The sequence below is a fragment of the Streptomyces diversicolor genome (assembly GCF_057537855.1).
In genome coordinates, this window is record NZ_BAAJXA010000018.1 from 72,066 (window position 1) to 97,955 (window position 25,890).

Annotated in this window: 23 protein-coding genes; 3 read left to right on the top strand and 20 right to left on the bottom strand. The window is 72.1% G+C overall.

Going from position 1 to position 25,890, the window contains the following annotated elements:
* Nucleotide 1 precedes the first annotated feature (1 nt).
* The 5 genes from AC27LF_RS22295 to AC27LF_RS22315 all read right to left on the bottom strand — a co-directional run bounded on the left by AC27LF_RS22295 (nucleotide 2) and on the right by AC27LF_RS22315 (nucleotide 6,342).
* On the bottom strand, nucleotides 2–424 hold the full coding sequence (locus AC27LF_RS22295) for a cobalamin B12-binding domain-containing protein (RefSeq protein WP_479662867.1): 423 nt from the start codon (nucleotides 422–424) through the stop codon (nucleotides 2–4).
* Nucleotides 424–2,001 carry a methylmalonyl-CoA mutase family protein gene (locus AC27LF_RS22300; RefSeq protein WP_479662868.1) on the bottom strand — a complete coding sequence of 526 codons (1,578 nt, stop codon included), beginning with the start codon at nucleotides 1,999–2,001 and terminating at the stop codon, nucleotides 424–426. Before AC27LF_RS22300 ends, AC27LF_RS22295 begins: the two co-directional genes overlap by 1 nt.
* 124 nt (nucleotides 2,002–2,125) lie before the next feature.
* Entirely contained in the window at nucleotides 2,126–3,568 is a 1,443-nt protein-coding gene (locus AC27LF_RS22305) for a FadD3 family acyl-CoA ligase (protein ID WP_479662869.1), read from the bottom strand.
* On the bottom strand, nucleotides 3,565–4,743 hold the full coding sequence (locus tag AC27LF_RS22310; RefSeq protein ID WP_479662870.1) for an amidohydrolase family protein: 1,179 nt from the start codon (nucleotides 4,741–4,743) through the stop codon (nucleotides 3,565–3,567). Before AC27LF_RS22310 ends, AC27LF_RS22305 begins: the two co-directional genes overlap by 4 nt.
* Nucleotides 4,744–4,779: 36 nt before the next feature.
* Nucleotides 4,780–6,342 (bottom strand): AMP-binding protein, encoded by a 1,563-nt coding sequence (locus tag AC27LF_RS22315; protein ID WP_479662871.1) that lies wholly within the window; start codon nucleotides 6,340–6,342, stop codon nucleotides 4,780–4,782.
* Nucleotides 6,343–6,418: 76 nt separating this feature from the next.
* Between AC27LF_RS22315 and AC27LF_RS22320 the strand changes: the two genes are divergently transcribed.
* The 3 genes from AC27LF_RS22320 to AC27LF_RS22330 are packed head-to-tail and all read left to right on the top strand — an operon-like array spanning nucleotide 6,419 to nucleotide 8,916.
* Nucleotides 6,419–7,441, top strand: coding sequence for a 2Fe-2S iron-sulfur cluster-binding protein (locus AC27LF_RS22320; protein ID WP_479662872.1), 1,023 nt, complete (start codon nucleotides 6,419–6,421; stop codon nucleotides 7,439–7,441).
* 31 nt (nucleotides 7,442–7,472) lie between these two features.
* Entirely contained in the window at nucleotides 7,473–8,192 is a 720-nt protein-coding gene (locus AC27LF_RS22325) for an enoyl-CoA hydratase/isomerase family protein (protein WP_479662873.1), read from the top strand.
* A complete protein-coding gene (locus tag AC27LF_RS22330; protein ID WP_479662874.1) occupies nucleotides 8,182–8,916 on the top strand; it encodes an alpha/beta hydrolase fold domain-containing protein in 735 nt (244 codons plus the stop codon). Before AC27LF_RS22325 ends, AC27LF_RS22330 begins: the two co-directional genes overlap by 11 nt.
* 49 nt (nucleotides 8,917–8,965) lie before the next feature.
* Here AC27LF_RS22330 and AC27LF_RS22335 read toward each other — a convergent pair whose 3' ends face one another.
* From AC27LF_RS22335 to AC27LF_RS22405, 15 genes are all read right to left on the bottom strand, one after another.
* Complete coding sequence (locus AC27LF_RS22335; protein WP_479662875.1) at nucleotides 8,966–10,570, bottom strand: GMC family oxidoreductase; 1,605 nt, start codon at nucleotides 10,568–10,570, stop codon at nucleotides 8,966–8,968.
* Between the two features lie 181 nt (nucleotides 10,571–10,751).
* Nucleotides 10,752–12,017: a metal-dependent hydrolase family protein gene (locus tag AC27LF_RS22340; protein WP_479662876.1), complete on the bottom strand. Its 1,266-nt coding sequence runs from the start codon at nucleotides 12,015–12,017 to the stop codon at nucleotides 10,752–10,754.
* 212 nt (nucleotides 12,018–12,229) lie between these two features.
* Nucleotides 12,230–13,072, bottom strand: a complete 843-nt coding sequence (locus AC27LF_RS22345; RefSeq protein ID WP_479662877.1) for an NAD(P)-dependent oxidoreductase — start codon at nucleotides 13,070–13,072, stop codon at nucleotides 12,230–12,232.
* Nucleotides 13,069–13,569 carry a DoxX family protein gene (locus AC27LF_RS22350; protein WP_479662878.1) on the bottom strand — a complete coding sequence of 167 codons (501 nt, stop codon included), beginning with the start codon at nucleotides 13,567–13,569 and terminating at the stop codon, nucleotides 13,069–13,071. The genes AC27LF_RS22345 and AC27LF_RS22350 overlap by 4 nt, the downstream gene beginning before the upstream one ends.
* The gene (locus tag AC27LF_RS22355; RefSeq protein ID WP_479662879.1) at nucleotides 13,562–14,476 is read right to left on the bottom strand and encodes an alpha/beta hydrolase; all 915 of its coding nucleotides are present in this window, start codon (nucleotides 14,474–14,476) and stop codon (nucleotides 13,562–13,564) included. Before AC27LF_RS22355 ends, AC27LF_RS22350 begins: the two co-directional genes overlap by 8 nt.
* Nucleotides 14,473–16,143: a thiolase C-terminal domain-containing protein gene (locus AC27LF_RS22360; RefSeq protein ID WP_479662880.1), complete on the bottom strand. Its 1,671-nt coding sequence runs from the start codon at nucleotides 16,141–16,143 to the stop codon at nucleotides 14,473–14,475. The genes AC27LF_RS22355 and AC27LF_RS22360 overlap by 4 nt, the downstream gene beginning before the upstream one ends.
* A complete protein-coding gene (locus AC27LF_RS22365) occupies nucleotides 16,140–17,504 on the bottom strand; it encodes a cytochrome P450 (RefSeq protein WP_479662881.1) in 1,365 nt (454 codons plus the stop codon). The genes AC27LF_RS22360 and AC27LF_RS22365 overlap by 4 nt, the downstream gene beginning before the upstream one ends.
* Before the next feature lie 32 nt (nucleotides 17,505–17,536).
* Nucleotides 17,537–17,728: a ferredoxin gene (locus tag AC27LF_RS22370; protein ID WP_479662882.1), complete on the bottom strand. Its 192-nt coding sequence runs from the start codon at nucleotides 17,726–17,728 to the stop codon at nucleotides 17,537–17,539.
* Nucleotides 17,729–17,760: 32 nt separating this feature from the next.
* Nucleotides 17,761–19,143, bottom strand: a complete 1,383-nt coding sequence (locus AC27LF_RS22375; protein ID WP_479662883.1) for an ABC transporter substrate-binding protein — start codon at nucleotides 19,141–19,143, stop codon at nucleotides 17,761–17,763.
* Nucleotides 19,144–19,199: 56 nt separating this feature from the next.
* Nucleotides 19,200–20,405 (bottom strand): CaiB/BaiF CoA transferase family protein, encoded by a 1,206-nt coding sequence (locus AC27LF_RS22380; RefSeq protein WP_479662884.1) that lies wholly within the window; start codon nucleotides 20,403–20,405, stop codon nucleotides 19,200–19,202.
* Nucleotides 20,402–21,865, bottom strand: a complete 1,464-nt coding sequence (locus AC27LF_RS22385; RefSeq protein WP_479662885.1) for an aldehyde dehydrogenase family protein — start codon at nucleotides 21,863–21,865, stop codon at nucleotides 20,402–20,404. Before AC27LF_RS22385 ends, AC27LF_RS22380 begins: the two co-directional genes overlap by 4 nt.
* Nucleotides 21,862–22,593, bottom strand: a complete 732-nt coding sequence (locus AC27LF_RS22390) for an SDR family oxidoreductase (protein ID WP_479662886.1) — start codon at nucleotides 22,591–22,593, stop codon at nucleotides 21,862–21,864. The genes AC27LF_RS22385 and AC27LF_RS22390 overlap by 4 nt, the downstream gene beginning before the upstream one ends.
* 387 nt (nucleotides 22,594–22,980) lie before the next feature.
* Nucleotides 22,981–23,772 (bottom strand): enoyl-CoA hydratase, encoded by a 792-nt coding sequence (locus tag AC27LF_RS22395; RefSeq protein ID WP_479662887.1) that lies wholly within the window; start codon nucleotides 23,770–23,772, stop codon nucleotides 22,981–22,983.
* 10 nt (nucleotides 23,773–23,782) lie between these two features.
* Nucleotides 23,783–24,940 (bottom strand): acyl-CoA dehydrogenase family protein, encoded by a 1,158-nt coding sequence (locus AC27LF_RS22400; protein ID WP_479662888.1) that lies wholly within the window; start codon nucleotides 24,938–24,940, stop codon nucleotides 23,783–23,785.
* Nucleotides 24,937–25,791: an acyl-CoA dehydrogenase family protein gene (locus tag AC27LF_RS22405; RefSeq protein ID WP_479662889.1), complete on the bottom strand. Its 855-nt coding sequence runs from the start codon at nucleotides 25,789–25,791 to the stop codon at nucleotides 24,937–24,939. Before AC27LF_RS22405 ends, AC27LF_RS22400 begins: the two co-directional genes overlap by 4 nt.
* Nucleotides 25,792–25,890: the final 99 nt, after the last annotated feature.

Consider the following 25,890-nt stretch of genomic DNA (forward strand, 5'->3'; position numbering starts at 1 on the left):
GTCAGTCCTCCAGGATCGAAAGGGCCTGGGAAGCGGCGGTCAGGGCGCGGACGTCCGCCACGATGGCGTCCAGTGCCGTACCCGTGGGGAACACGGCGGCGGCCCCGGCCTCGTACAGCCGCTCCACGTCCGCGGCCGGGATGGTGCCGCCGACCACGACGGGGATGCCGTCCGCGCCGGCCGCGCGCAGCGCCTCCACCGTGCGGCGGGTCAGCGCGAGATGGGCGCCGGACAGGACGGACAGCCCGACCAGGGCGACGTCCTCCTGTACGGCGGTGGCTGCGATGTCGTCAACGCGGCGGCGGATGCCGGTGAACACCACCTCGAACCCGGCGTCCCGCAGTGTGCGCGCGACGAGTTTCGCCCCGCGGTCGTGCCCGTCGAGTCCGGGCTTGGCGACGAGGACTCGTACCGGCGGCGTCATCAGAACACCACCGGCTGCCGGAACTCGCCCCACACCTCGCGCAGGGCGCCGGCCGTCTCGCCCACCGTGCAGTAGGCGTTGGCACAGTCGATCAGGGGGGCCATGAGGTTGCTGTCTCCTTCGGCGGCGCGTTTCAGGCCGACGAGGCGGGCGCGGACGTCGGCGGCGCTGCGCTCGGCCTTGACCCGCGCGAGCCGCTTCAGCTGCCGTTTGCGTCCCTCGGCGTCGAGTTCGTAGGTGGCGAGGTCGGGCGGGGGCTCCTCGGCGGTGAAGCGGTTGACGCCGACGACCGGGCGCTGCCCGCTGTCGACGTCCTGGTGCAGCCGCCACGCCTCGTCGGCGATGAGGCTCTGGAGGTAGCCGTCCTCGATGCAGCGGACCATGCCGCCGTGCGCCTCCAGGTCGGCCATGATCCGCTCGATGCGCTCCTCGGTGACGTCGGTGAGGGCCTCCACGAAGTACGAGCCGCCCAGTGGGTCGGCCACCCGGGTCACGCCCGTCTCGTGGGCGAGGATCTGCTGGGTGCGCAGGGCGAGCGTCGCCGACTCCTCGCTGGGCAGGGCGAACGGCTCGTCCCAGGCGGCGGTGAACATCGACTGCACGCCGCCGAGGACGGAGGCGAGCGCTTCGTAGGCGACGCGGACGGTGTTGTTGCGGGCCTGCGGCGCGTACAGCGAGGCCCCGCCGGCCACGCAGCCGAAGCGGAACATGCTCGCCCGGTCGGTCGTCGCGCCGAACCGCTCCCGCACGAGGGTGGCCCAGCGCCTGCGCCCGGCGCGGTACTTGGCGACCTCCTCGAAGAAATCGCCGTGCGTGTAGAAGAAGAAGGAGATCTGCGGGGCGAACTCGTCGATGGTCATGCGCCCGCGTGCGAGGACCGTCTCGCAGTACGTCACCCCGTCGGCCAGGGTGAACGCCATCTCCTGCACGGCGTTGGCGCCCGCGTCCCGAAAGTGCGCCCCGGCGACGGAGATGGCGTTGAAGCGGGGCACCTCGGCGGCGCAGAACTCGATGGTGTCCGCGATAAGACGCAGTGACGGCTCGGGCGGCCAGATCCAGGTGCCGCGGGAGGCGTACTCCTTGAGCACGTCGTTCTGGATGGTGCCGGTCAGTTTCGCGCGCGGGATGCCGCGTCTCTCGGCGGCGGCGACATAGAAGGCGAGCAGGATCGCGGCCGTGCCGTTGATGGTGAAGCTGGTGCTGATCAGGTCCAGGGGGATGGAGTCGAAGAGGATCTCGGCGTCGGCGAGGGTGTCGAGGGCGACGCCGACGCGACCGACCTCGTCGGCGTACTCCGGGTCGTCGGAGTCGTATCCGCATTGCGTGGGCAGGTCGAGCGCGACCGACAGGCCGGTGCCGCCCTGGCCGAGGAGGTAACGATAGCGGCGGTTTGACTCTTCGGGGGTGCCGAAGCCGGAGTACTGGCGCAGCGTCCAGGTGCGGCCCCGGTAGCCCGTGGGGTAGTTGCCGCGGGTGAAGGGGAACACGCCGGGAGGCGGCGGGTCCGCGGGGCGGTCGAGGGGACCGTAGACGGGCTTCAGCGGGATTCCGGATGCGGTGCGGATGTCATCGGTCATGGCGGGGCGTCGTCCTCGGGTGGATGGGGCGGCCTTGGGCTTGCGCCCGCGAGGTCGTCGGGCGTGTGGGGCGCGAACCCGGCCCGGCGTTCGCTCGGGACGTCGGGCGGCCGGCCGCGGACGGTCAGCGCAGTCGGGCCTTCAGCACCTTGCCGGTCGCGGTGAGCGGCAGCCCGGCGCGGAACTCGACGTGGCGGGGCACCTTGAAACCGGCCATCCGCTCCTTGGCCCACGCGATCAGCTCGGCCTCCGTCACCTCGGCGCGCCGCACCACGAACGCCTTGCCGACCTGGCCCATCCGTGTGTCGGGCACGCCGACGACGGCGACCTGGGCGACGGCCGGGTGCTTCAGCAGGAAGCCCTCGATCTCGGCGGGGTAGGCGTTGAAGCCCCCGACGATGAACATGTCCTTCTTGCGGCCGACGATCCTCAACCGGCCTTCCGCGTCCAGTTCTCCGAGGTCGCCGGTGTGCAGCCAGCCGTCCGCGTCGACGGCCTCGGCGGTGGCCCCGGGATCGTCGAGGTAGCCGCGCATCACAAAGTAGCCCCGTACCAGGACCTCCTGGTCGTCGGCGATACGCACCTCGAAGCCGTCGCAGGGCCTGCCGACGGTCGTCGCGACCGCTTCGTACGGGTCACCGGGCCGGGACGCCGTCACGGTGCCGGCCTCGGTGAGGCCGTAACCGGTCATCAGATGACTGAACGGCAGTTCCGTGGTGATCCGGCGTACCAGTTCCACGGGGATGTCGGCGGAGCCGGTCACCGCGACGCGCAGCGACGACAGGTCCCGGCCTCCGTCGGCCTCCAGCAGGCTGTGGTAGAGGGTCGGGGGGCCCGGCAGGACGGTCACCCGTTCCTTCTCCACCAGTTCCAGGACGCGGTCCGCGTCGAAGACCGCGAGCGGAAGCGCGGTCGCACCCCGGATCAGGGAGGCGACCAGTCCCGCCTTGTAGCCGAAGATGTGGAAGAACGGGTTGACCATCAGATACCGGTCGCCCTGCCGGAGCTGGGCCAGGTCACACCATTGCGCGTACAGCCTGAGGGTCTGCCCATGCGTGGTCATCACGCCCTTGGGGCGGCCCGTCGTCCCGGAGGTGTAGACGATGTCGGCCAGGTCGTCCTCGCCGACCTCCCGCTCCAGCGGCTTCCCGGAGCCGAGGAACCCGTCCTTGCCCAGGTCGATGACGGGCACGCCGGGCGGTGCGGTGAACTCCCGGTCCAGGAAGCCGTTCTGGACCAGCAGCGCCTTGGCGCCGCTGCGTTCGACGATGTCGTGCGCCTCTTCCTCACGGAACCGGGTGTTCACCGGGACCAGTACCCCGCCGGCGGTCAGCAGCCCGAAGGCGGCGACGATCCACTCGGCCGAGTTGGGCGCCCACAGTGCGACCCGGTCCCCCGGGCCGACGCCCGCCGAGGCGAACGCCCCCGCGGTGCGCCGGACCCGGTCGGCCAGCTCGGTGAAGGTCAGGCGCAGTTCGCCGTCGACCACGGCCTCGGCGTCGCCGAACCGGTCGGCCGCGTCCCGGACCAGGTGGGGAATGCTGCGCCAACGACCGGTGGTGGTCATGCGTCGATCAGCCGGGCCAGGTTGCCGCCCATCACCTTCGCCTTGTCCTCCTCGCTGAGCCCGGCGAGGTGGTCGACGTACGTGACGGGGTCGGCGAGACCCTCCGGGTGGGGGTAGTCGGAGCCGAACAGGACGCGCTCGATGCCGATGACGTCGCCGAGCCGGGCCATGTCCTCCTCCCAGAACGGGCTGATGTGGATGTTCCGCCGCAGGACCTGGACCGGGTCCTCCTGGAACTCGTGCGGCATCTTCTTGTACACGTCGGCCAGCCGGCCGAGGACCGGCTCCACCCAGGAGGCGCCGTTCTCGATGACCGCGATCTTCAGCTCGGGGAAGCGGGAGAGCGCCCCGTGGCAGACCAGGGAGGTGACCGCGTCCTCGATGGGCCGCCACTCGTGGACCTGGCGGAAGGCGTTGGGCTTGAACGGCAGGAACTCGCGCCGCCTGCCCTCCCAGTCGTTGGCGTAGTTCGCGTACCCGGAGTCGGAGGAGTGCAGGGCGACCAGGACGCCGGTCTGGACGACCCGCCTCCAGAACGGGTCGAACTCCGGCAGGGCGAAGGACCTGGTGCCGCCGTAGCCGGGTACGGGGGCGGGCCGGACGAGGATCGCCCGCGCTCCTCGCTCGACCACCCAGATCAGCTCGTCGATCGCCTTCTCGACGATGGGGAGGCTGACGACGGGGACCGTGAAGATGCGGTCCTTGTAGGTGAAGCCCCAGGTCTCGTGCAGCCACTGGTTGAGGGAGTGGACGACCGCGTGGATCAGCTCCGGGTCGTCCTTCATGCGTTCCTCGATGAGGCTCGCCAGCGTCGGGAACATCAGGCTGCGCTGCACCCCCAGCCGGTCCATGAGCTCCAGGCGCGGGCCGGGCTCGCGGAAGGCGGGGATGGAGTGCATCGGCTCGCCGAAGATCTCCCGGCGGGTCTTGCCGTCGGGGTTGCCGACCTTGAAGTACTCCTCCATGGCGCCGGGACGGGCGACCACGTCGAAGGTGGGGTTCGGGATGTACTCGCTGATATGCCCGCGTATCGCGATCTTGGTGCGGTCGCGGACGGTCACGTACTCGATGGCCCCGTCGTATTCCTTCGGGAGGTACTTGGTCAGCGCCTCCCTGGTCTCGTAGAGGTGGTTGTCCGCGTCGAAGAGGGGATACGCGAGTTCGCGGGACGGCATGAAGATCCTCCTTCGCTCATTTAGAGAATCGTATTCTCACTGGGCGGGAGTGGCAATGTGGCTGCGGAGGGCGAACTTCTTCACCTTGCCGCTGGGAGTGCGCGGAAAGTCGTCCACGGCGTGGATCTGCTCGGGCCACTTCTGCCGTGCCAGGCCGGCCCGTTCGAGGTGCAGCCGCAGCTCGGCCAGACCCGGAGTCCGCCACCCGTGCCGCATGCGCAGCACGGCGGCGGCGCGCTCACCGAGCCCCGGATCGGGTACGGCGACCACGGCGGCCTCCGCCACCCCGGGCAGGCCGAGCAGGATCTCCTCGACCTCCAGGGCACCGATGTTCTCCCCGCCGCGGATGATCACGTCCGCCTTGCGGTCGGTGATCGTCAGCCAGCCGTCGGCGTCGAGCGTGCCGATGTCACCGGTGCGGTACCAGCCGTCGGCGTCGAACGAGGCCCGGGTCAGGTCGGGATCGGTGTAGCCGAGGCACAGGTCGGGGCCGCGGGTGAGGATCTCGCCGTCCCCGGCGAGGCGCAGCTCGACACCGGGCAGGGGGATGCCGTCGGTGTGCAGGCGTTTGCCGGCGGGACCGTCGTACGGGGTGCAGGTGACGGACGGATGCTCGGTGGAGCCGTACGCGCGGAACACGCTGATCCCCAGGGACTCCAGCCGGGTCGTCATGGCCGAGGGCACGGCCGCGCCGCCGAGGCCGGCGTACTTCAGGCGGGCGATGTGCTCGGGGGTGCAGTCGGGGTGGTCGAGCAGGCTGGTCATGTAGTACGTCGCCCCGCCCCCGACGGTCAGGCCCTCGCCGCGCATGAGGGCCAGCGCCTGGGCGGGGTTCCAGGTGTCGCCCAGGTTGACGGGCGATCCGTCGAGGACGGGGATCAGGAAGGCGTTCACCATCCCGATGAAGTGGCCGACCGGCGCGACGGTGAACTGGCGTCCGCGGTCGGGCGGGTAGGAGGCGGCGAGCTGCCGCGTCTCGTAGCCCAGCGTGCGGTGGCTGTGCACCACGCCCTTCGGGTCCCGGGTGGTACCGGAGGTGAAGGCGATCAGCGCGGGCGCGCCCGGGTCGACCGGGAGCACGCCGGGCATCGGCTCGTCGGCGAGCAGGCCGTCGAAGTCACGGCCCACGACCCCGACGACCGGCACCTGTGCGCACAGGTCCGGGTGGAACTCCTGCCGTCCGAAGCGCTCGGCGGCGAAGAACGCCTTCGGACGGGTCGCTTCGAGTATGTAGGCGACCTCCTTCCTTGCGTAGAAGTGCACGACGGGGACCACCACGGCACCCAGGAAGGCCGAGGCCCAGAACACGGCGGCGGCCTCCATCCAGTTGGGCAGTTGCATGACCACCACGTCACCGGGTCCGACCCCGCGCTCGCGCAGCCCCGCTGCCAGGCGCCGGGCGGCCAGCTCCACCTCGGCGAACGTCCCGGACCACGGCCGGGCAGCGGAGTGCACGCGGAATTCCACGTCCCCCGACTTGGCCAGTCCGCCCGCCAGCAGGTCCCCGATGGTCTCACGCGTCCACCAGCCGGCCTCCTCGTAGCGGGTGACCAGGTCGGACGGAACGGTCCGCAGTGCGGCGGAGGAAAACGTCGACATGCCTGGGGCACTCCTCTCCACGCGATGAGCGTTACGAGAATTGCACTCTCCCATGACGAGAAGGTAAGTTCCATACATGGCACGCGACCACGGCTTCCATCCGGTACGGATCACCCGGGTCTTCGACGAGGCGCCGGATGTGCGCACCTTCGCCCTGGACGTTCCCTTCCCCTACCGTGCCGGGCAGTTCCTGACGTTCAAGGCCCGCGGAGCCCTGCGCAGCTACTCGATGTCGAGTTGCCCCGACACCGACGGCGAGGTGCGCGTGACCGTCAAGCGGGTGCCCGGCGGGCTCGTCTCGGAGTGGATGCACAAGGAACTGAAGCCGGGCGACACCCTGTATGCGACCCGTCCCGCCGGAGCGTTCTGCCTGCGTGAGGAGGGCGGGCAACGGGCGCTCGTCGCCTTCGCCGGCGGCAGCGGCATCACCCCCGTGTTCTCCCTCGTCAAGAGCGCGCTGGTCACCACCTCCCGGTCCGTCCGGATACTGACGGCCCATCAAAGGCGCGAGGCCGCCATCTTCTCCGCGGCCCTGGACGCGCTCGCCGTCCGCTACTGCGGGCGGTTCGAGGTGCGCCATCACCTGGACGACCGGGACGGACTGGTCACCGGGGACGAGATCCGCGCCCTGGTGGGCGAGCGGCCCCGGGACACCGACTTCTATGTGTGCGGGCCGGCCCCGTTCATGGATCTGGTGCGGCGGACGCTCGCCGGGGCGGGGGTGAGCCCCGAGCAGATCATCGTCGAGCGCTTCACGCCGGCGTCACCGGCATCCTCCACACCGCTCACGGCGCCCCCGCCGGCCGGCACACCCGCTCCCCCGCCCGGCACGGTCACCGTCGTCCTGCGCGGACAGCGCCGTACCGTCCCGCAGCGGCCGGGCGAGACGCTGCTGCAGACCGCACGCCGGGCGGGGTTCAGCCCGCCCTTCTCCTGCGAGTCCGGGGACTGCGCCACCTGCATGGCCCAACTGACGGCCGGCGAGGCCAAGATGCGGGTGAACAACGCCCTGGACGCCGACGAGGTGGCGGAGGGCTGGGTGCTCACCTGCCAGGCCGAGCCGGCCTGCGCCGAGGTGACCGTGGTGTACGAGGACTGAACCGTCAAGCCCGACGACCGGAAGGCCGCGCATGGTTGACCTGGAGCTTGAGGACGGCCTGGCCGTCGTCACGATCGACCGCCCGCACGCCCGCAACGCCCTCGACCTCGACACCATGGAGGAACTGGGGAAGGCACTGGACGCGGCCGACGGCGCGGCGGCGCTCGCGGTGACGGGATCGGGCGACCGGGCGTTCGTGTCCGGGGGTGACCTGAAGGAGCTGTCCAAGCTCCGTACGGAGTCGGAGGCGTCCGCGATGGCGCTGCGGATGCGGGCACTGTGCGACCGGATCGCCGCCTTCCCCGGCCCGGTGGTGGCCGCGCTGAACGGGCACGCGCTGGGCGGCGGGGCGGAGGTCGCCGTCGCGGCGGACCTGCGGGTGGCGGCGGACGACGTCCGCATCGGTTTCAACCAGACGAAGCTGGCGATCGTGCCGGCCTGGGGCGGGGCCGAGCGGCTGGCCCGGCTGGTGGGACCGGGGCGGGCCCTGCTGCTGGCGGGGACCGGCCGGGTGCTGGACGCCGCCGACGCGGAGCGGGCGGGACTGGTCGACCTGGTGCTGCCGCGTGCGGAGTTCGAGCGGGGCTGGCGGGCGGTGGCGCGGTCTCTCGCGACGCGCCAGGGACGCGAGATCAAGCACCTGACGACGCGCGTCCGTTCGCCCCAGGAGGCCGCCGCGGCCTTCGCCCGGCTGTGGGTGTCGCAGGAACACTGGGAGGCGGCGCAGAAGGTGATGCCCCGTGGCAAGTGAGGTCCGTGTGGAGGAAGGGCCGTTCGGGCCCGAGGTACTGCCTCGGGGTGCCGCGGCCGAGCAGACCGTGCTGTACGTGCACGGCGATCCGCGGCTGGCGGGCACCCCGCAGGACGCTCTGCCGACCGCCCGGGAGCTTGCCCGGCTCACCGGCCGGGCGGTGGTGTGCGCGCGGTACCGCCCTCGCTTCCCGCGGGCGCTGGAGGACGTGTACGCCGCCTGGGAGCACTGCCACGACCGGGGGCCGGTGGCGGTGGCCGGCAAACGGCTCGGCGGCGCTCTCGCGGCCGGGCTGCTGCTGCGCCTGCGGGACGCGGGCGCACCGCTTCCGACCTGCGCGGTGCTGACGTCCCCGGTGCTCGACCTCACCCTCGACGCGCCGAGCCTGCTGCTCAACGCGGTGGCCGACCGCGCGATGGACGCCCAGTCGCTCCCCGCGCGGGCGGCGGCGTACGCGGGAACCACCCCGCGCGACCATCCGCTGCTCAGCCCGCTGCATGGCAACCTGCACGGCCTGCCCCCGGTGCAACTGCACGCGGCGGGCACGGAGGTACTGCTGGACGACACCTTGTCGTTCGCCACCCGGGCCGCGCACTCCGGGGTCGCCGTGGACCTGCGCGTCTACGAGGATCTGCCGGCGCTGGGACGGAGGGCGCTGGGCGCCGCGGCGGCGTTCCTGACGTCGCGGCACAGGTCGGCGTCGTTCAGTTCCTCGGACGTCTGAAACCGCTGTGCCGACGGCCGGCCGGGGGCCCGCACGCCCGCGCCGGTCCTCACCTGTCGCCGAGGAGGGACTCCGCGGCCCGCCAGGCCATCGCCATCACCGGCCCGTTGAGATTGCCCGCGACCATCACCGGCAGCACGGACGCGTCGACCACCCGCAGGTTGTGCACGCCCCGCACCCGCAGCTCCGGGTCGATCACATTCTCCGGCGCGGAGCCCATCGCGCAGGTGCCGACGGCGTGGAAGCCGCAGTAACCCCCGTCGAGGGCCGACCGCACGACGTCCTCCTCGGAGTCGGAGGCGACGGCCGGGCCGGGGAAGGTCTCGCGCCGGACGCGGGAGGCGATGGGGTCGGTGGCGAAGTAGTCGCGCAGCCGCCGGAACAGGTCCCCGGCCACCTTCCGGTCGTGCGCCGAGGAGAAATAGCCGGGGTCGATGTCCGGGGCGGCGTCGGGGTCGGCCGAGGTGATGGCCAAGGACCCCTCCGAGGTGGGGCGCAGCACCATCGCACACGCCGACATCCCCGGCTCGCGCTCCACCTCCGCGGGCTTGCCCGGGTTGAGCGCGCTCAGGGACCAGGGCGCCAGCAGCACCTCGGCGTCGGGGCGTTCGGCGTCGGGACGGGACTTGACGAAGGCCATCACGTCGTAGGCGGGCCTGGCCAGCGGGCCCTTGCGGGTGAGCAGATAGGCGGCGCCGGTGCGGGCCTGGGCGAAGGAGCCGGCCAGCTGCCGGTTGGCGCCGAGCGGGGCGTTCAGGCGCAACCGCAGCGCCAGGCAGCGGTGCTCGCGCAGCCTGGCTCCCACCATCGGACGGTCGAGGCGTACGTCCACGCCCGCGGCGCGCAGGACCTCGGCCGGACCGATGCCGGACAGCTGGAGCAGCTTGGGCGTGCCCAGGCTGCCGAGGCTGAGGATCACCTCGCGCCGGGCGCGGATCTCCTCACTCGACCCGCCGGCGGTGCGCACGCGTACGCCGGTCGCCTTGTCCCCGTCGAACAGCACGTGGGTGACGACGGTGTGCGCGGCGATGACCAGGTTCCGGCGGGAGCGCGCGGGGCCAAGGAAGGCGCGGGCGGCGCTGAAACGCTGACCGGCCTTGATGGTGGCCATGGCGTATCCGATGCGCTCACCGTCGTGCTCGTTGACGTCGGGCACCGCCCGCAGCCCGAACGCCTCGCCGGTGGCGATCAGTTCGTCGCACAGGGGGTCCGGGTCGCGGACGGTGGAGACGTACAGGGGGCCGCCGGCACCCCGGGTGGGCGAGGCGCCCAGGGCATGGTTCTCGATGGCGCGGAAGGCGGGCAGGACCGAGTCCCAGCCCCATCCGGGGTTGCCCAGTGCCTCCAGGCCGTCCCAGTCGGCGGGGGTGCCGCGGTTGTAGACCATGCCGTTGACGGAACTCGATCCGCCGAGCACCTTGCCGCGCACCCACATGTCCGGGTTCCCGCCGGGCCGTACCGGGCGCGTGCGGTAGTGCCAGGAGTAGGACGGGTCACCGAAGAGCTTCCCGACGCCCTTGGGAATGCGCAGACAGGGGTGGCGGCCGGGGCCGCCCGCCTCGGCGAGCAGCACCCGGACACCGGGGTCGCGTGAGAGCCGTTCGGCCAGCACACAGCCGGCCGATCCGGCGCCCGCGATCACGTAGTCGTACATCTCGTGGGACTCCTTCTTCGCGGCTCGGGGCGGCGGTGGGAACACCCGGTCGGTGCCGGGAGACCGCGCTGCGTGCGATGGTCGGCGCCGGCACCGGTGCGGTCCGCGGGCCCCGCACCGCCGTGGGGCGGGGTCGCGGCCGGCCCGCGGGCCCGACTCGGCCGACCGGGTGGTCGTGGGGTCAGGGCTCCGGTGTGTCGTCGCGGTACACCTGACCGCCCTTCATCACGAAGGTCACCCGCTCCGTGACGCAGACGTCGGCGAGCGGGTCTGCGGGCACGGCGACGACATCCGCGAGGAGACCGGGCTCCAGGCGTCCCCGGTCGTGGGCGTCGATCAGGTCGGCGGCGACCGTGGTGGCCGCGCGCAGCGCCTGCACGGGCCGCATGCCGCGGTCCACCAGGGCGCGCAGCTCCAGCGCTCCCCTGCCATGCGGGATCGCGGGGGCGTCGGTGCCGAGGGCGACCTTCACACCGCGCCGGATCGCGCGGGCCGTGGACTCACGGGCACGCGGGAAGACATCGGCCGCCTTCGCCCTGAGGGCGGGATCGGCGTGCTCGGTGTCCATCCCCTCCGTCAGGGAGGTGGTGGCGACCAGGAAGGTGCCGCGCTCCACCATCAGGTCGAGGGTGGCGTCGCTCGCCAGGAAGCCGTGCTCGATGCAGTCGACGCCGGCCTGCACCGCGGCCCGGATCGCGGAGTCGCCCATGCAGTGCGCGGCGACCTTCACGCCCGCGCGGTGGGCCTCGTCCACGATGGCGCGCAGTTCCTCGTCCGAGTACTGCTGGGCGCCCGCCGGACCGGTGTGCGACATGACCCCGTTGGACGCGCACACCTTGACGACCCGTGCGCCGTACTTGATCTGGTAGCGGACCGCCTTGCGCACTTCGGCCACGCCGTCGGCGATGCCCTCCTCCACGGTGAGCGGCAGCACGCCCGGGGCGAACGCCTGGAACATGGTCGGGTCGAGGTGTCCTCCGGTCGGTGCGATGGCATGCCCGGCGGGCACCACGCGCGGGCCTTCGACCCAGCCGAGGTCGATGGCCTTCTTCAGCGCGACGTCGAGGAGGACGCCGCCCGTCTGCACGAACAGGCCGAGGTTGCGCACGGTGGTGTAGCCGCGTCTGAGGGTCCGGCGGGCGTTGGCCGCCGCGCGCAGGGTCCGCACGGCCGGGTCCTCCTGCACCGGGATGAGCGGGCTGCGGTGGTCGGGACCGCCGAGGAAGAGGTTGACCTCCATGTCCATCAGGCCGGGCATCAGGGTGACGTCACCGAGGTCGCGTACCACCGTGTCCTCGGGGAGCCGGCTCGGCCGTCCCACCTCGGTGATGTGCTCGCCGGTCACCAGCAGTGCGCCCGGTTCGACGAGTTCGCCCTTGTCGATGTCGAGCAGCCGTGCCGCCCGAAGCAGTACGGGTGGCCGCCGCGCCCTGTCCCGCGGCGCCATCAGCCGGCCGCCCCGTCGCCTGGTCCGGGTGGCGTGGGCGTGACGGTGAGGACAGGGGCCATGCGGGGAACCTCCGTGTCTGCTCGCGGGAGGGCACAGGACTCGGCGAGACGAACGATAACGATACTCTCGATGAGGAGAATACTGTTTCCGACACCGTTCGGCGAGTGCCCGAGCGGACACAAGGGAGGTGCCCGCCGCGGCGCCGGGCCTCACCGGCTCATCGCGTCCAGGGTGGAGCGGGCCGCTTCCTGCACCGGGCCCGGTCGCCGCTCGCCACCCGAAGCGGCGGTCTCGACGATGTCCGTGAAGAGCCGCACGTCCTTGGCCAGCAGCCCGCCCGCGTGCGCGGCGATGCGCTCCAGGGAGCCGCCCGCGTCGACGATCCGCTCCAGGGCGAAACTCGCCGCGCTGCCGCGGGGCAGGATCCGGCCCAGCGCCGCGGAGTCAAGACCGAGCCGGTCCCCGAGCGCGAGGGCGTCCGCCGCCAGCCCCAACTGAGCCGTGAACAGCACGTTGTTGAGGAGTTTGGCGAGCTGTCCGGCGCCGGTCGGCCCGAGATGGACGACGGGATCGCCGTATGTGGCGAACAGCGGTCGGCAGAAGGCGAAGACCTGCGGATCGCCGCCCGCCATGACGAGCAGGGTCCCCTGCTCCGCGCCCCGTCCGCCACCGCTGACCGGCGCGTCCAGGACGGCGACCCGCTGGACGCGGGCCCGCTCCTCCAGCCGGCGGCAGGTCTCGGGGTGAACGGTGGAGTGCACCACGAGCACCCCTCCCGGGCGCAGCCCCGCGAGGACACCGTCCGGCCCGGTGGTCAGCTGTTCGACGTCGGCGTCGTCCACGACGCACAGGCACACCACGTCGCTGGCGGCGGCCAGTTCGACCGGCGACCCCGCGGTCTTCGCGGCGGTGTCCGCGAACGGGGCGAGCGTGGCGGACCCGCGTGCCCACAGGGTCGTCTCGTACCGCGCCTCGATGATCCGCCGTGCCATGGGCGCGCCCTGGCTGCCCAGTCCGATGAAACCGACCCGCATGTCACGTCGTCCTCTCACGTCGTCTCCCGTGGCCGCCAGAACGCGGCGAGCAGCCCGCCCGTCGCCGGCACGGCCACCGCGAGCACCAGGCCGGCGCCCGCCCATCCGGTCACGGCGAGGTCCGCCGCCGTGTCGAGCGCGTACTTGCCGGGTCCCCAGGCCCCGAGTGCCACCGCGAGCACGCCCAGGACGAGGACGTACTCGTAGCCCTCCTTGAAGACGAAGAAGCCGTGCGGGCGGTGGGCGAGCAGCCCGGCGACCAGCATCACCGACAGGACGGCGGCGCAGGCCAGCGGGGTGAACAGGCCCGCCGCCAGCAGCACTCCCGCGCCGATCTCCGTGACCACGCTGCACCACGCCTGCAGGCGCGGGCGGCGCAGGCCGAGGCCGGCGAACCAGCGTGCCGTGCCGGCGATGCCGCCCCCGCCGCGCCAGTGGTTCCAGCCGTGGGCCGCCATGACCACGCCGAGCACGACCCGGACGACCAGCAGGGCGGCGCTCGCGGACTCACCCATCGCGCCGGCCCCGCTGCGACGGCAGGGCCGGCACGCCGAGCGCGCACTCCTCGACGAAGGCCAGGACGTGCAGGTGGTAGGCGAGGGCGGCACGGCTGACGCTGGTGTTGTGGCCGGCGCCCGCCTGCTCGTGCAGCACCAGGCGGGGCGATCCGGTGAACATGGAGGCGAGGTCGGCCAGTCCCTCCGGGCCGTTCGTCCACACCTGCTCGTACTCGGCGAGGGTGATGTGGACGGGGACCTGCACGCGTGCGGCGAGCCGCGCGAACTCGTCCTGCCAGTCCTCCCGGCGTCCCTCGTACGACGGTGAGGTGGCGCCGATGCCGCGTCCGCCGTAGACGTCGGGCGGGTAGGCGTGCGGCGGGTCCCACAGCGCGCCGCGCAGGTTGGGCCGGGTGCGGCCGGGGTCGCGCCGCCACTCCTCCATCGCGGTGAGCACCTTGGGGTGGTGGGTGCGGCCCATGCCGGCGAGTTCCACGCCGAGCAGGCCGGCACCGCGCGGATCACTCGCCATCCGGACGGTCAGCTCGCAGCCGGCCGAGTGCGCCCAGAGGAACACGCCGAGGCCGCCGTCCCGGTCCACAAGGAGGGCGCCGACGGCGGCGAAGGCGAAGTCGGTGCGCTGTTCGACGGTCCGCAGGTGCTCGTCGTGTCCGGCCGAACTGCCGTAGCCGGGACGGTCGAGGGCGATGACGGTGAAGCCGGCCGCGGCGGCGGTGCGCAGCAGGGAGAGCCGGGGATGGCCGGGGTGGTCGAAGTAGGCTGAGGTGGTGGCCCCGCCGTGCAGGGCCACGATCACGGCCCGGGGGCGGGCGGCCTCGGCGACCAGCGCGGAGGCGGGGACGCCGTGCGCGTCCGCCACCTCCCGGTGGACGCCGGTGGCGAGTTCGGGTTCGGTCGAGGTCATCCGTCCGTCCTGAGCAGGAGTACGCCGCTGGGGGTGAGCCCGCCGCTGGAGACCACCGCCGTGCGCGCGTCCGGCACCTGGCGGGCGTCCGCCTCGCCGCGCACCTGGACGACGGCCTCGTGGAGCAGCCCCATGCCATGGGTGCGGCCGTGGGAGAGCTGTCCGCCGTGCGGGTTGAGCGGGAGGACCCCGTCGCGGGCGATGTTCTTGCCGCCGTCCAGGAAGTCGCGGGCCTCGCCGATGCCGCAGAAGCCGAGCGCCTCGATCCAGGACAGGCAGTTGAAGGTGAAGCCGTCGTAGAGCAGGGCCACGTCCACGTCGGCGGGGCGCAGGTCGGTGCGGGTCCACAGGTGCGCGGCCTGGCCGAGTACCTGGGGCTCGTGGGTGAGCGTCGCCTGGTCCCACTCGGGGCGTTCGACGATCTGCGTCCCGACGGCCTCGACGCGGACCGGGGGTTCGCGAAGGTCGGGTGCGGTCTCGGCGGCGGAGACGACGACGGCGGTGGCGGCGTCGCAGGGGACGTCGCAGTCGTAGAGGCCGAAGGGGGTCGAGATCGGGCGGGCCGACAGGTAGTCGTCCATGGTCAGCGGGTCCCGGTAGATCGCGTCCGGGTGGCGGGCGGCGCCGGCGCGCTGGTTGAGGGCGATCCAGCCAAGTGTCTCGCGCGTGGTGCCGTAGCGGTGCATGTGCCGCTGGGCGTTCATCGCCAGCATGATCGCGGGCGAGACGGCCCCGAACGGCTTGAACCAGCCGTCGGCGGTGCTCCCTTGGGGTGGTCGGAGCCTTCCCCGGCGGATGAGTTCGGCGTACGTCGCCTCCCACACGGTGCGGAAGCACAGCACGTGCCGGGCGAGGCCGCCGGCCACCGCGAGCATGGCGGCGATCACGGAGCCCCCGGGTCCGAAGGTCTCCCCTGCCCCGTTGTGCCAGACGGGGCGGATGCCGAGCGCCGACTCCAGCGCGGTGACGCCTCCCTCGGCGAAGCCGCCGTACGCGCCGCCGCCCGGGTAGGTCGACAGGCCGTCGATGTCGTCGAGGGTGAGCCCCGCGTCGGCGACGGCCCTCTCGCATGCCTGCACGGTCAGGTGCAGGGGCGGGACCATGAGGCGGCGGCCGATGCGGGAGGCCCCGGCGCCGCTGATGACGGCACGGTCCTCGAACTTGCGGTGCGTCCGTGTGCGGCGGACGTGGTCCCGCAGGCGTTCGGGGGGCGGGTCGTCGCGCGGAAGCGGGGCCGGGTCCGGCTGGTCGGCCGCGGGGCGGAACAGTGGCAGCCAGGTGTCGCCGGCCTGCTCGAAGGCGACCTCCATGAGCATGCCGAGGCGCAGGTCCTCGGGCGCGCAGCCGACGACGTTCGTGGTGAGGCGGACCCGGGGGTCCTCCTCGATCGCGACCTGCGCGACGACGAACGGCGTGGGCAGTCCGGGGTGCGGGAAGCGGTGGTTGACGGTGAAGCCGATCAGGATCGCCCGGCCGGACACCTCGCGGATCGCGGTGTCGTGGCCGCGGCAGTGGCGGCACACCGGCTGGGGCGGATGGATCAGGGCGGAACAGTCGGTGCAGGACCGGAAACGGAGCCGCCCGTCGCGGCCGGAGGCCCAGAAGAACTCGGTCTCCTGGTCCGGCTGGGGCTGCGGCCGGGCGGGCCCGGCGTGGGGCGCGGTCAACGGAGGTTCGCCTTCGCCTTGCGCACCGTCACGGGCTCGGCCAGTCCCTGTTCGTCGCACGCCCGCTGGAGGATTGTCAGCGTCTCGTCCAGACCGGGGCCGAGGCGCGGGCCGGGTGGGAACGCGGCGGGCAGGTGGCGCATGCCCTGGATGACCCCGATGGTCTCGTAGTGCACGGTGCCCTCGGGGTCGCAGACGAAGTCCGGGATGCGGTCGAGCACCTGGAGCAGCATGCGCTTGAAGACGGTGCGGGCCACGTTGGAGCCGATGCAGCGGTGGATGCCGAGGCCGAAGGCGGTGTGGCGGTTGCCGCCGCGTTCGAGGTCGACGCGGTCGGGGTCGGGGAAGACGGCCGGGTCGCGGTTGGCCATCGCCCACGACAGCCAGATGCGGTCGCCCTCCTTGAACTCCTTTCCGGCGATCTCGCAGTCCTCCGCGACCGTCCGCGCGTCGCCCGGCGCCGGCGTGAAGTACCGCAGGAATTCCTCGGTGGCCGTGTCGAGCAGGGTGTCGCGCTCCCGGCTCAGCCGGGCCCGTTCGGCGGGGTGCTCGGACAGCCACTCCAAGGCGTGTGCGGTCAGGGCGGTGGTGGTGTCGAAACCACCGCCGATCAGCAGGGTGAGGGAACCGATCAGGTCCGCCTCGCAAGGGGGTTCGCCGTCCGTCTCCATGCGGGCGAGCGCGTTGACGAGGCCGGGGCGCGGGTGGGCGCGGACCTCGTGCAGGGCGGCGCCGATGTCCTTGATCATGGCCATGTGTGCCTCGACCACACGCGCCATGTCCGGGGACTGGGGCGGCGTGTACACGCCGGCGTGGGCCGGCTCGCTGTACAGCTGCCACTTCGCGAGCGGGATGCCCATCATGGCGAGGGTGAAGACGGCCGGGACGATGTTGGCGAGGTCGTCGACGAAGTCGATCCGGCCGGACTCGATCCGCTCGTCGAGGCAGGCACGGACGACCTCGTCGACGAACGGGATCCAGCGGGTGACGGCCGCCGGGGAGAGGTAGGGGTTGAGGGCGTTGCGGTAGGCACGCTGCTCGGGCGGGTCCATCTCCAGGAAGCCGCCGCGGAAGCCCCTGCCGCGTTGCGGCGCGGGAATGCTGATGCCCTGGTAGCCGCGGCGCTCCCCGTGTACGTCGTGGTCGTTGGAGAGCCGCTGCCCGGCGCGGGCGAAGGCGAGCAGCTCACGGTTGCCGGCGGCGACCCAGTGTCCGCCGTAGGTGTCGGACCAGGCGAGCGGGCAGCCCGCGTGGAAGGTACGGGTCTGTGCCTCGAACTGGTCGCGGTACTTCGGGGCGTGCCGGTCGAAGTGGACCCGGGGCTGTTTGCGGCTGTCGTCGTGCGGCTCGGATGCGGTCATGGTGTGTCTTCTCCTCGTGTCGGCCGCGCCCCTCAGAAGACGCTGATCGCTCGCTCGGGGCAGGACCGCACGGCCTCCACCACCTGGTTCCGCTGGTCGTCGGGGACCTCCTCGCTGACCGGGGAGGAGTGGCCGTCGATCTCGCTCAGTTCGAATACCTTCGGGGCGCGCATGGCGCACAGGGTGTGCCCCTGGCAGCGCTCGGGGTCGACGCGTACCTTCACGTCACTCAGCTCCCGTTCACGTTCAGGTCAGGTCAGGTCAGGTCGGACAGGGACTTGCCCACGGAGGCGAGGGTGGCGGGTGTGCCGTAGTCGCCCTGGTACTTGTAGATGGGGCCGTCGCAGCGGAACGCGCCCTGGTCGGGCTCGAAGTCCGCCGGCTGCCAGCCCTTGGGGGTGGCTTCCACGACCGAGTAGCACCTGGTCGGTTCCTTCGAGGCCAGGTCGAAGGGGGCTTGCAGACCGCCCGCGGTCCAGTCGGTGTTCCTCCTGGTGTTGTCGTACACGCAGGCGCGGGTCAGGGTGTCGCAGTCGCGGGCGGCCGTGGTGAACAGCAGCCAGGCAGAGAAGGCACGCAGTACGCCGTAGGACACCTCTTTTCCGGGCGCGTACTTCTTGAACAGGTCGAGGACCTGCTGGGTGGCGGGGTTGCCGGCCGCGCTCTCCAGCGGTGCTGTGGCGAACAGTTCGGCGTAGTTGTGCTGCTTGGCCAGCGCGGTGCCCGCCAGTCGCGGGAAGGCGGGGCCGTAGGCGTTGGAGTTGGCGTCGATCCAGTCGGGCGCGTAGTCGATGGCGGTGAGGGCCTGCTCCAGCTTCGCCAGGCTCGCGAAGTCACCGAGGAAGACGAGTCCCTTGACCCCTTCCTTCTTGATCGACTGCGCGTACGGTGTCCAGTCGGAGACGCCGGAGGCCGGGTACAGGTCGGTGTAGGAGACCTTGCCGCCGAGGCCGGCCACCGCCTCCTCGAACTGGGCGGACATCACCTTGGTGACGGGCGAGTCACCCGCGATGACGCCGACCTTGCGGGCGGAGCCCGGGTACTTCTCCTTCAGCAGCCAGTTGTAGTAGCCGGGGTACTGGAAATACCCGGCGGTCGGTTGTGACGCGACCACTTGGAGGTCGGAGCCGATGGCGCCGATCTGGCTGGTCTGGGCGGGGAAGTCGGGCAGCAGGCACTTCAGCCGGTCCTTGACACCCAGGCTGTCCAGGGCGGCTGCGCCGCCGACCAGCGCGAAGTCCTCCTTGCATGCCTCCAGGGTCCGCTGACGGACCTCGGTGAGCCGTGTGTCCCGGTCGACCGGTTCGATCGCGCGGCCGTTGATGCCGCCCGCGTCGTTGCACCAGGAGGTGAAGACCTTCGCCGCGTCCACGAACTCGGACTTCTTGGTGAATCCGATGTCGGAGAGGACACCGACCTGGATCGCGTCGTCGGTGACGCCCTGGACGGACGACTTGTCGGCGGTGCCGGGGCCGCACACGTCCTTGAGCGTGCCGAAGTCGGACGACGTGGCCTGGGTCGCCTGCGCGGTGGGGCCGTTTCGCCGCGCGGAGTCGGTGCCGTCGCCGGACCGGGTGGAGCAGCCGGCGGCCAGGAGCACCGCGACCGCGGTGACACCGCCGGTGAGCAGCCTGCGCATGGTGCCTCCTCGAAAGGCCCGGACGCCGTCGTCCGGGGGAGGTCGGGAAGGGTGGGTCAGGTGACCGCCCCGCTCGCTTTGAGGGCGAGGATGCGGTCCCAGTCGTAGCCGAGCTCGGTCAGGATCTCCTCCGTCTGCGCGGCGAACTCCGGGGCGGGGCCGAGAGTGGTGTCCTCGACGTCGAACTGAACCGGGCTGGTGACGAGTTCGAGGTCGCCGGCCTGCCCGATGTAGCCGTTGGCGCGTACCTGGGCGTCGGCGGCGGCCTGAAGGGTGTCCTGCACGGGTGCCCAGGGGCCGTCCAGCGCGGCGAACCGCTCCGACCACTCGGCGAGCGGCCGGGTGGCGATCACCTCGCGCAGGATCTTCACCGCGTCCCTGGTGTGCGCGGCGATGGATTCGGCGGTGGCGAAACGGGGGTCGTCCGCGAGGTCGGGGCGGCCGACGCAGTGGCACACGTTGGCCCAGAACTTCGCGGGCTGGAGCATCACGAAGGAGACGTACCGGTCGTCGCGGGTGCGGTAGAGGCCGGTCAGCGGATTGGCGGGCGAGGCGTGCGTGCTGGGGGTGACGCCCTCCCAGGCGCGGTCCAGGTGCAGGGACAGGCCGATGGAGTGGCCGAGCGCCCACAGGCCGCTGCCGAGCAGGGAGACGTCGACCACGGACGGCTCAGCGGTGCGTTCCCGGCGCAGCAGCGCCGCCGCGATGCCGCCGGCCAGGTTGGTGCCCGAGACGGTGTCGCCGTAGGCCGGTCCGGGCGGGCTGATCATGCCCTGTGTGCCGGGCGGGGTGATGCTGGCGGCCGTGCCGGCCCGGGCCCAGAACGCGGTCATGTCGTAGCCGCCCCGGTCGGACTCGGCTCCGCGGGGGCCGAGGGCGCTGCCGCGGGCGTAGACGATCCGCGGGTTGACGGCGCGGATGTCGCCGACGTCGATGCCGAGCCGGGTGCGGGAGGCGGGCAGGAAGCTGGTGAGGAAGACATCGGCGTCCCGGACCAGTTCGTGCAGCACCTCACGGCCCTCGGGGGTGGCCATGTCGAGGCCGATGGAGCGTTTGCCGCGGTTGGCGTGGGCGACGTTGGGGTTGGGGTCGCCCTCCACCGTGAAGGCGCCGGTTTGGCGCAGTCCGCGTTGCGGGTCGCCGGTGACCGCGTGCTCGACCTTGACCACGTCGGCGCCCCAGTCCGCGAGGACGGCACCGGCCGAGGGCACGAAGCCGTACATCGCGACTTCCAGGACGCGAATCCCCTCCAGCGGCCTCATGCCCGCTCCTCGGGCACGACGACCCGGCCGAACGCCTTGGTCTCCAGGAACTCCTCGAAGCCGGCCCGTCCGCTCTCCCGGCCGATGCCCGACTGCTTGTAGCCGCCGAAGGGCACGTCGGGGGCGAAGTAGTTGCCGCCGTTGATGGAGAAGGTGCCGGTGCGGATGCGGCGGGCGATCCGGATCGCCCGCTCCTCGTCGGCGCCGTGCACCGCGCCGGACAGCCCGTACCTGCTGTTGTTGGCGATGCGGACGGCGTCCTCCTCGTCGTCGTAGCAGATCACGGCGAGCACCGGGCCGAAGACCTCCTCCTGCGCGATCTCGCTGTCCGGGTCGACCTGGGCGAGCAGGGTGGGCGCGTAGAAGAAGCCCGGGTCGATGCGCTTGCCGCCGCGGACCAGGACGGCTCCGTCGGCGACGGCCCGGCGCACCATGCCGTCGACCTTGTCGCGCTGCTCCTCGCTGATGAGCGGGCCCATGTTCGTCCGCGGGTCGGTGGGGTCGCCGACCCGGACGCGGTCCAGTCCGGCCGCGACCGTCCGCACGATCTCGTCGTGCCGGGCGCGCGGCACGAGGAGCCGGGAGGTGAGGGCGCAGCCCTGACCCGAGTGGGAGCAGATGGTGAAGGCGGCGAACAGGCCGGCCTTGGTGACGTCGGCGTCGTCCAGAATGATCATGGCCGACTTGCCGCCGAGTTCGAGGAAGACCCGTTTCACCGATCCGGAGGCGGCGGCCATGATGCGCCGGCCCGTGGCGGTGGCGCCGGTGAAGGTGACCGCGTCGATGCCGTGGTGGGTGGTGAGCACCGCGCCGACCTCAGGGGTGGAGGAGCTGAGGACGTTGACGACGCCGGGCGGGATGTCGGTGTGCTCGGCGATCAGTTCGCCGAGGGCGAGGGTGGTGAGCGGGGTCTGCGGGGCGCCCTTGAGGACGACGGTGCAGCCGGCGGCGAGCGCCGGGGCGAGCTTGGCCAGGGCGAGCTGGTTGGGGAAGTTGTACGGCAGGATCGCGGCGACGACGCCGGCCGGTTCCTTCTCCACCCAGCGGTGGTGACGCTGTCCGCGGGACTCCCTCTCGCCCAGGTCCTCGGTGAACTCGTAGCTCTCCAGCAGGTCGGCGTAGTACTCCACGATGCCGATCGGCTCGTCGAGCTGTGGGCCGTGGGTGAGCTGGCGGGGCGCGCCGGCCTCGGCGATGGTCAGTTCGCGCAGTTCCTCGCGGTGCTCGCAGAGGGCCTGGTGGAGCCGGCGCAGACAGCGCAGCCGCAGGGCGCGGTCGGTGGGCCAGTCGGTGGTGTCGAAGGCGCGGCGGGCGGCGGCGACGGCCGCCGCGGCGTCCGCGGGCGTCGCATCGGGCGCGTGTCCGACCAGTTCCCCGGTGGCGGGATTGTGTGAGGCGAAGGCCGCCTCGGCGGTGACGAGTTTGCCGTCGATCAGCTGGGACCTGGTGGGGGTGTTCACAGCCGCACCACCGATCCGCCGTCGACGGCGACGACCTGGCCGGTCACCCAGCTCGCCGCGTCGGAGAGCAGGAACAACAGCAGGCCCGCCGGGTCCGCCGGCTGTCCCATGCGTTTGAGTGCCAGCGACCGCACCAGCGCCTCGCGGGCCTGCTCCGGGATGATGTCGCGGGACCCCTCCGTGTCCGTCGGGCCGGGCGCGATCGCGTTGACGCGGATGCCTCGGTCGCCGAGTTCGGCGGCGAGGGAGGCGGTGAGGTGGTTGATGCCGGCCTTGGCGAGGCCGTAGAAGCCGGTGGCCTGCCATGCCGCGGTGGACGACTGGTTGACGATGGCCGAGCCCGCCTTCAGATGCGGCAGCACGGCGCGGGTCAGGTGCAGTGCGCCGAGCAGGTTCACCTTGAGGAACCGGTCGAGGTAGTCGTAGTCGACGCTGGTGAGGCCCTCGCGGCGCATGCCCTGGAAGATCGCGGCGTTGTTGACCAGGTGGTCGATGTGTCCGAACTCGTGGATCACCGTGTCGGTGAGCGCTTGGGCGGACGCCGGATCGCCGACGTCGGTCCGCACGAAGAGGGCGTCGCCGATCTCCTTGGCGACGCGCTGTCCCTGCTGCTCGTTCAGCTCGGCCACGACGACCCGCGCGCCCTCGGCGGCCAGCGCTTTCGCGTATCCCTCTCCGATGCCCTGGCCGGCTCCGGTGACGATCGCCACCTTGTCCTTGAACCGCATCCCAGCCTCCCTGCTCGGTTGGTCGGAAACTACATTCTCCATTTCAGTCAATCAAGGATTCAGACAAGAGAACCCCATACTTGCCCGACGCCGAGGTCGACGACGCCGCAGAGGCCGCACATGGCGCGGGACCCTCCTCGTGGGCGGGCCGCACCTCGACGGCGCCGGCGACGACGTGCCCGTCAAGGCACCCACGGTGGACCGCGCCCGGCACCGGGCGCCGCCCGACGACGAGAACTCCGGGCGGCTGCCGCACCGCATGACCGCCGTGGGTGACGAGGCGTGCGGTCGGCCCCGCCCGTGTCGGGGAGCGCATTGCGCGTACCCCGGTGCGCCGGGGGCCGCCCGCAGGACATCGCGGCGACGTGCGCCCCGTCGATGTGGTCCTCAGTCCTGCTTGAGGCGCTGCTTCATGTCGTCCAGCCGGGTCAGGATCGGGAAGCCGTCCACGCTCAGCGCGTGGCCGTGGCCGGTCTGATGGACGTCGAAGACGGCCTGGAGCGCGGCGTAGAAGCCCTGGACGTCCAGGGTCTGGTTGACGGCCCGCTTGGCCTGCCGCAGCCCGAAAGCCGGCATCCTCGCGATCCGCGCCGCCAGCTCACGGGCGCAGTCGTCCAGTTCGCCGAGCGGGACGACCTTGTTGACCATGCCCACCCGCTCCGCCTCGCCCGCGGTGAGCGGCCGGCCGGTGAACAGGATCTCCTTGGCCTTGCGCGGGCCCAGCTCCCAGGTGTGCCCGTGGTACTCGACCCCGCCGATGCCCATGTGCACCACCGGGTCGGAGAACTCGGCGTTCTCGGCGGCCACGATCAGGTCGCAGGGCCAGCACAGCATCAGTCCGGCGGCGATGCACTTGCCCTGGACAGCCGCGATGGTGGGCTTGGGCACGTTGCGCCACTTCAGCGCGTACTCCAGATAGCGGCGGGTCTCCGTGTCGTAGATCCACTCCAGGGTGATCTCGCCCGGGCCGGGCCAGCGGTCCTTCAGGTCGTGCCCGGCGGAGAAGTGCCGGCCGCTCGCCCGCAGCACGACCACCCGGACCTCCTCGTCACGGGCCGCACGGGTCCAGGCGCCGTCGAGGTCGTCGAGGAAAGCCATGGTCTGGGCGTTGGCGGCCTCGGGACGGTTGAGCGTGATGACGGCGACGCCGTCTTCGGCTTCGTACAGGATCTGTGCCATGACCGGCGTCCTAACGCGGTAGGCCGAGAAGGCGCTCGGCGATGATGTTGCGCTGGATCTCGCTGGTGCCGCCGGCGATGGTGCCGGCGAAGCTGCGCGCGTACCGCTCGAACCAACTGGAGATGAAGTGCTCGTAGTTCATGTGGTGATAGGGGCCGGTGCGCGCGGGATGCCGTAGTCCGTCGGCGCCGTGCGCCTCCAAAGCGTGCAGCGAGGCGGCCTGGACGGCTTCGCTGCCGAGCAGTTTGAGCACGGAGGTCTCGGCCGGGTTCCGGTCAGGGCCGAGCTGCCGGTAGCCGAGCAGCCGCAGCGCCGTCAGATCCATGCGGAGGGTGGCGTACCACTCCTGGTCGCCGCCGACGTCCGCGGCGTCGTCGACCAGGTTCTGGAGGCGTTCGGCGTACGACAGCCACAGCAGGGTGCGTTCGTGGCCGAGGGAGCCGTTGGCCACCCGCCAGCCCTCGCCCGGCGGGCCGACCAGGTTCTCGCGGGGCACGCGTACGTCGGTGAGGAACACCTCGTTGAAGTCGTGGTCGTCCTCGGCGGCGATCGACCCGAAGGGCCGGCACTCGACGCCGTCGGTGGCGGTCGGGATCAGCAGCGCGCTGAGCCCCTGGTGCTTGGGGACGTCCGGGTCGGTGCGCACGAAGGTCAGCAGCACGTCGGCGTCGTGGGCGCCGGAGGTCCAGATCTTCTGCCCGTTCACCGTGAAGACGTCCCCGTCGAGGACGGCCCGGGTGCGCAGGGCGGCCAGGTCGGAGCCGGCCTCGGGTTCGCTCATGCCGAGCGCGGCGGTGATCTCGGCGCGCAGGATCGGCACGGCCCAGCGCCGCTTCTGCTCCTCGGTGCCGAAGGTGAGCAGGGAGGCCGCGACGATCCCGAGTCCCTGGGGGTTGAAACTGTGGTAGATCCGGCGGCGGGCCAACTCCTCCAGGTGGGCGAGCTGCTGGGGCAGCGTGGCGTTCCGGCCGCCGTACTCGGGCGGCCGGCCGGGCAGCAGCCAGCCGGTCTCGAAGAGGGTGCGCTGCCAGCGGCGGGCCCACTCGGGGATGTGGCCGCTGGAGCGGGAGCGTTCGCGGGCCTCCGCCTCGGCGGGCAGACGGGCGTCGAGGAAGGCGGAGAACTCCGCGCGGAAGGTCTCCACCTCGGGGTCGTCGGCGAGCTTCATGCGGTCAGCAGGGCCTTCCTGTGGGCGGACGCGGTGCCGAGCAGCAGGTCGCATGCCTGGGCCCGCTTCAGGTGCAGTTGCAGTTCGTTCTCCCAGGTGAAACCCATCGCTCCGAACGACTGCAGACCGTGCCGGACGACCAGGCGCTGGCACTCCCCCGCCGCCGCCTTGGCCATGTGCGCGGCCTGGACGCGGCGCGGGTCGTCCTCGGCGATGGTCAGCGCGGCGAAGTGGGTGAGGGCGCGGGCGCGTTCGATCGCCACGTGCATGTCGGCGGCCTTGTGCTTGACGGCCTGGAACGAGCCGAGCGGCCGGTCGAACTGCGTGCGCTGCTTCACATGCGCGAGAACGAGGTCGAGGATGCGGCGGCAGGCACCGACCGCGGTGGCCGCGAGGCCCGCGAGGGCCAGGTCGGGGACGCCACTGGTGAGAGGGCCCGCGTCGACGTGCGCCACGTGCAGGTGCGGGTCGAGGACGTCGACGCGCTCGGCGCCCAGGCTCGCCCCAGGGACGACGGAGACGCCGTCGGGCGTGAGCAGCGCGACCTCGTCGGCGCGGTCGGCGTCCAGGACGTAGCGGCCGGTGCCGTCGAGGACGGCCGTGCCACTGCCCTCGGGGAGCCGGCCGGCCAGCGGCGCGAACCAGGTGGCGGTGGCCAGGAACGGGGTCGGGTCCGCCGCGTACCCCAGCTCCTCCAGGATGAGGACCAGCTCCAGCGAAGGCGCCTCAAGCCAGCCGAGCTTCCGATAGGTCTCCCACTGCCGGTCCACGGGCTGCGCCCGCACCTTGGCGACCGTCTCGCGCACCGTACGGCGCAGCATCCGCTGCTCCTCGTCGAGTTCGAACTCCACGCACGGCCTCCGCTCTCCCGTGGCCCCTCGTGCGGCGCCCTACGGACGAGAATAACATTCTCGCACACAGCAAGTAAGAGTCTCGTTCTGTGTGGAGCG

What these genes read in the sequence shown, in the direction of transcription:
- AC27LF_RS22395 (WP_479662887.1), bottom strand. Translation starts at nt 23,772, where the DNA reads ATGGCACAGATCCTGTACGAAGCCGAAGACGGCGTCGCCGTCATCACG.
- AC27LF_RS22400 (WP_479662888.1), bottom strand. Translation starts at nt 24,940, where the DNA reads ATGAAGCTCGCCGACGACCCCGAGGTGGAGACCTTCCGCGCGGAGTTC.
- AC27LF_RS22350 (WP_479662878.1), bottom strand. Translation starts at nt 13,569, where the DNA reads ATGGGTGAGTCCGCGAGCGCCGCCCTGCTGGTCGTCCGGGTCGTGCTC.
- AC27LF_RS22380 (WP_479662884.1), bottom strand. Translation starts at nt 20,405, where the DNA reads ATGAGGCCGCTGGAGGGGATTCGCGTCCTGGAAGTCGCGATGTACGGC.
- AC27LF_RS22315 (WP_479662871.1), bottom strand. Translation starts at nt 6,342, where the DNA reads ATGTCGACGTTTTCCTCCGCCGCACTGCGGACCGTTCCGTCCGACCTG.
- AC27LF_RS22390 (WP_479662886.1), bottom strand. Translation starts at nt 22,593, where the DNA reads ATGCGGTTCAAGGACAAGGTGGCGATCGTCACCGGAGCCGGCCAGGGC.
- AC27LF_RS22320 (WP_479662872.1), top strand. Translation starts at nt 6,419, where the DNA reads ATGGCACGCGACCACGGCTTCCATCCGGTACGGATCACCCGGGTCTTC.
- AC27LF_RS22340 (WP_479662876.1), bottom strand. Translation starts at nt 12,017, where the DNA reads ATGGCGCCGCGGGACAGGGCGCGGCGGCCACCCGTACTGCTTCGGGCG.
- AC27LF_RS22325 (WP_479662873.1), top strand. Translation starts at nt 7,473, where the DNA reads ATGGTTGACCTGGAGCTTGAGGACGGCCTGGCCGTCGTCACGATCGAC.
- AC27LF_RS22300 (WP_479662868.1), bottom strand. Translation starts at nt 2,001, where the DNA reads ATGACCGATGACATCCGCACCGCATCCGGAATCCCGCTGAAGCCCGTC.
- AC27LF_RS22305 (WP_479662869.1), bottom strand. Translation starts at nt 3,568, where the DNA reads ATGACCACCACCGGTCGTTGGCGCAGCATTCCCCACCTGGTCCGGGAC.
- AC27LF_RS22335 (WP_479662875.1), bottom strand. Translation starts at nt 10,570, where the DNA reads ATGTACGACTACGTGATCGCGGGCGCCGGATCGGCCGGCTGTGTGCTG.
- AC27LF_RS22295 (WP_479662867.1), bottom strand. Translation starts at nt 424, where the DNA reads ATGACGCCGCCGGTACGAGTCCTCGTCGCCAAGCCCGGACTCGACGGG.
- AC27LF_RS22310 (WP_479662870.1), bottom strand. Translation starts at nt 4,743, where the DNA reads ATGCCGTCCCGCGAACTCGCGTATCCCCTCTTCGACGCGGACAACCAC.
- AC27LF_RS22355 (WP_479662879.1), bottom strand. Translation starts at nt 14,476, where the DNA reads ATGACCTCGACCGAACCCGAACTCGCCACCGGCGTCCACCGGGAGGTG.
- AC27LF_RS22375 (WP_479662883.1), bottom strand. Translation starts at nt 19,143, where the DNA reads ATGCGCAGGCTGCTCACCGGCGGTGTCACCGCGGTCGCGGTGCTCCTG.
- AC27LF_RS22365 (WP_479662881.1), bottom strand. Translation starts at nt 17,504, where the DNA reads ATGACCGCATCCGAGCCGCACGACGACAGCCGCAAACAGCCCCGGGTC.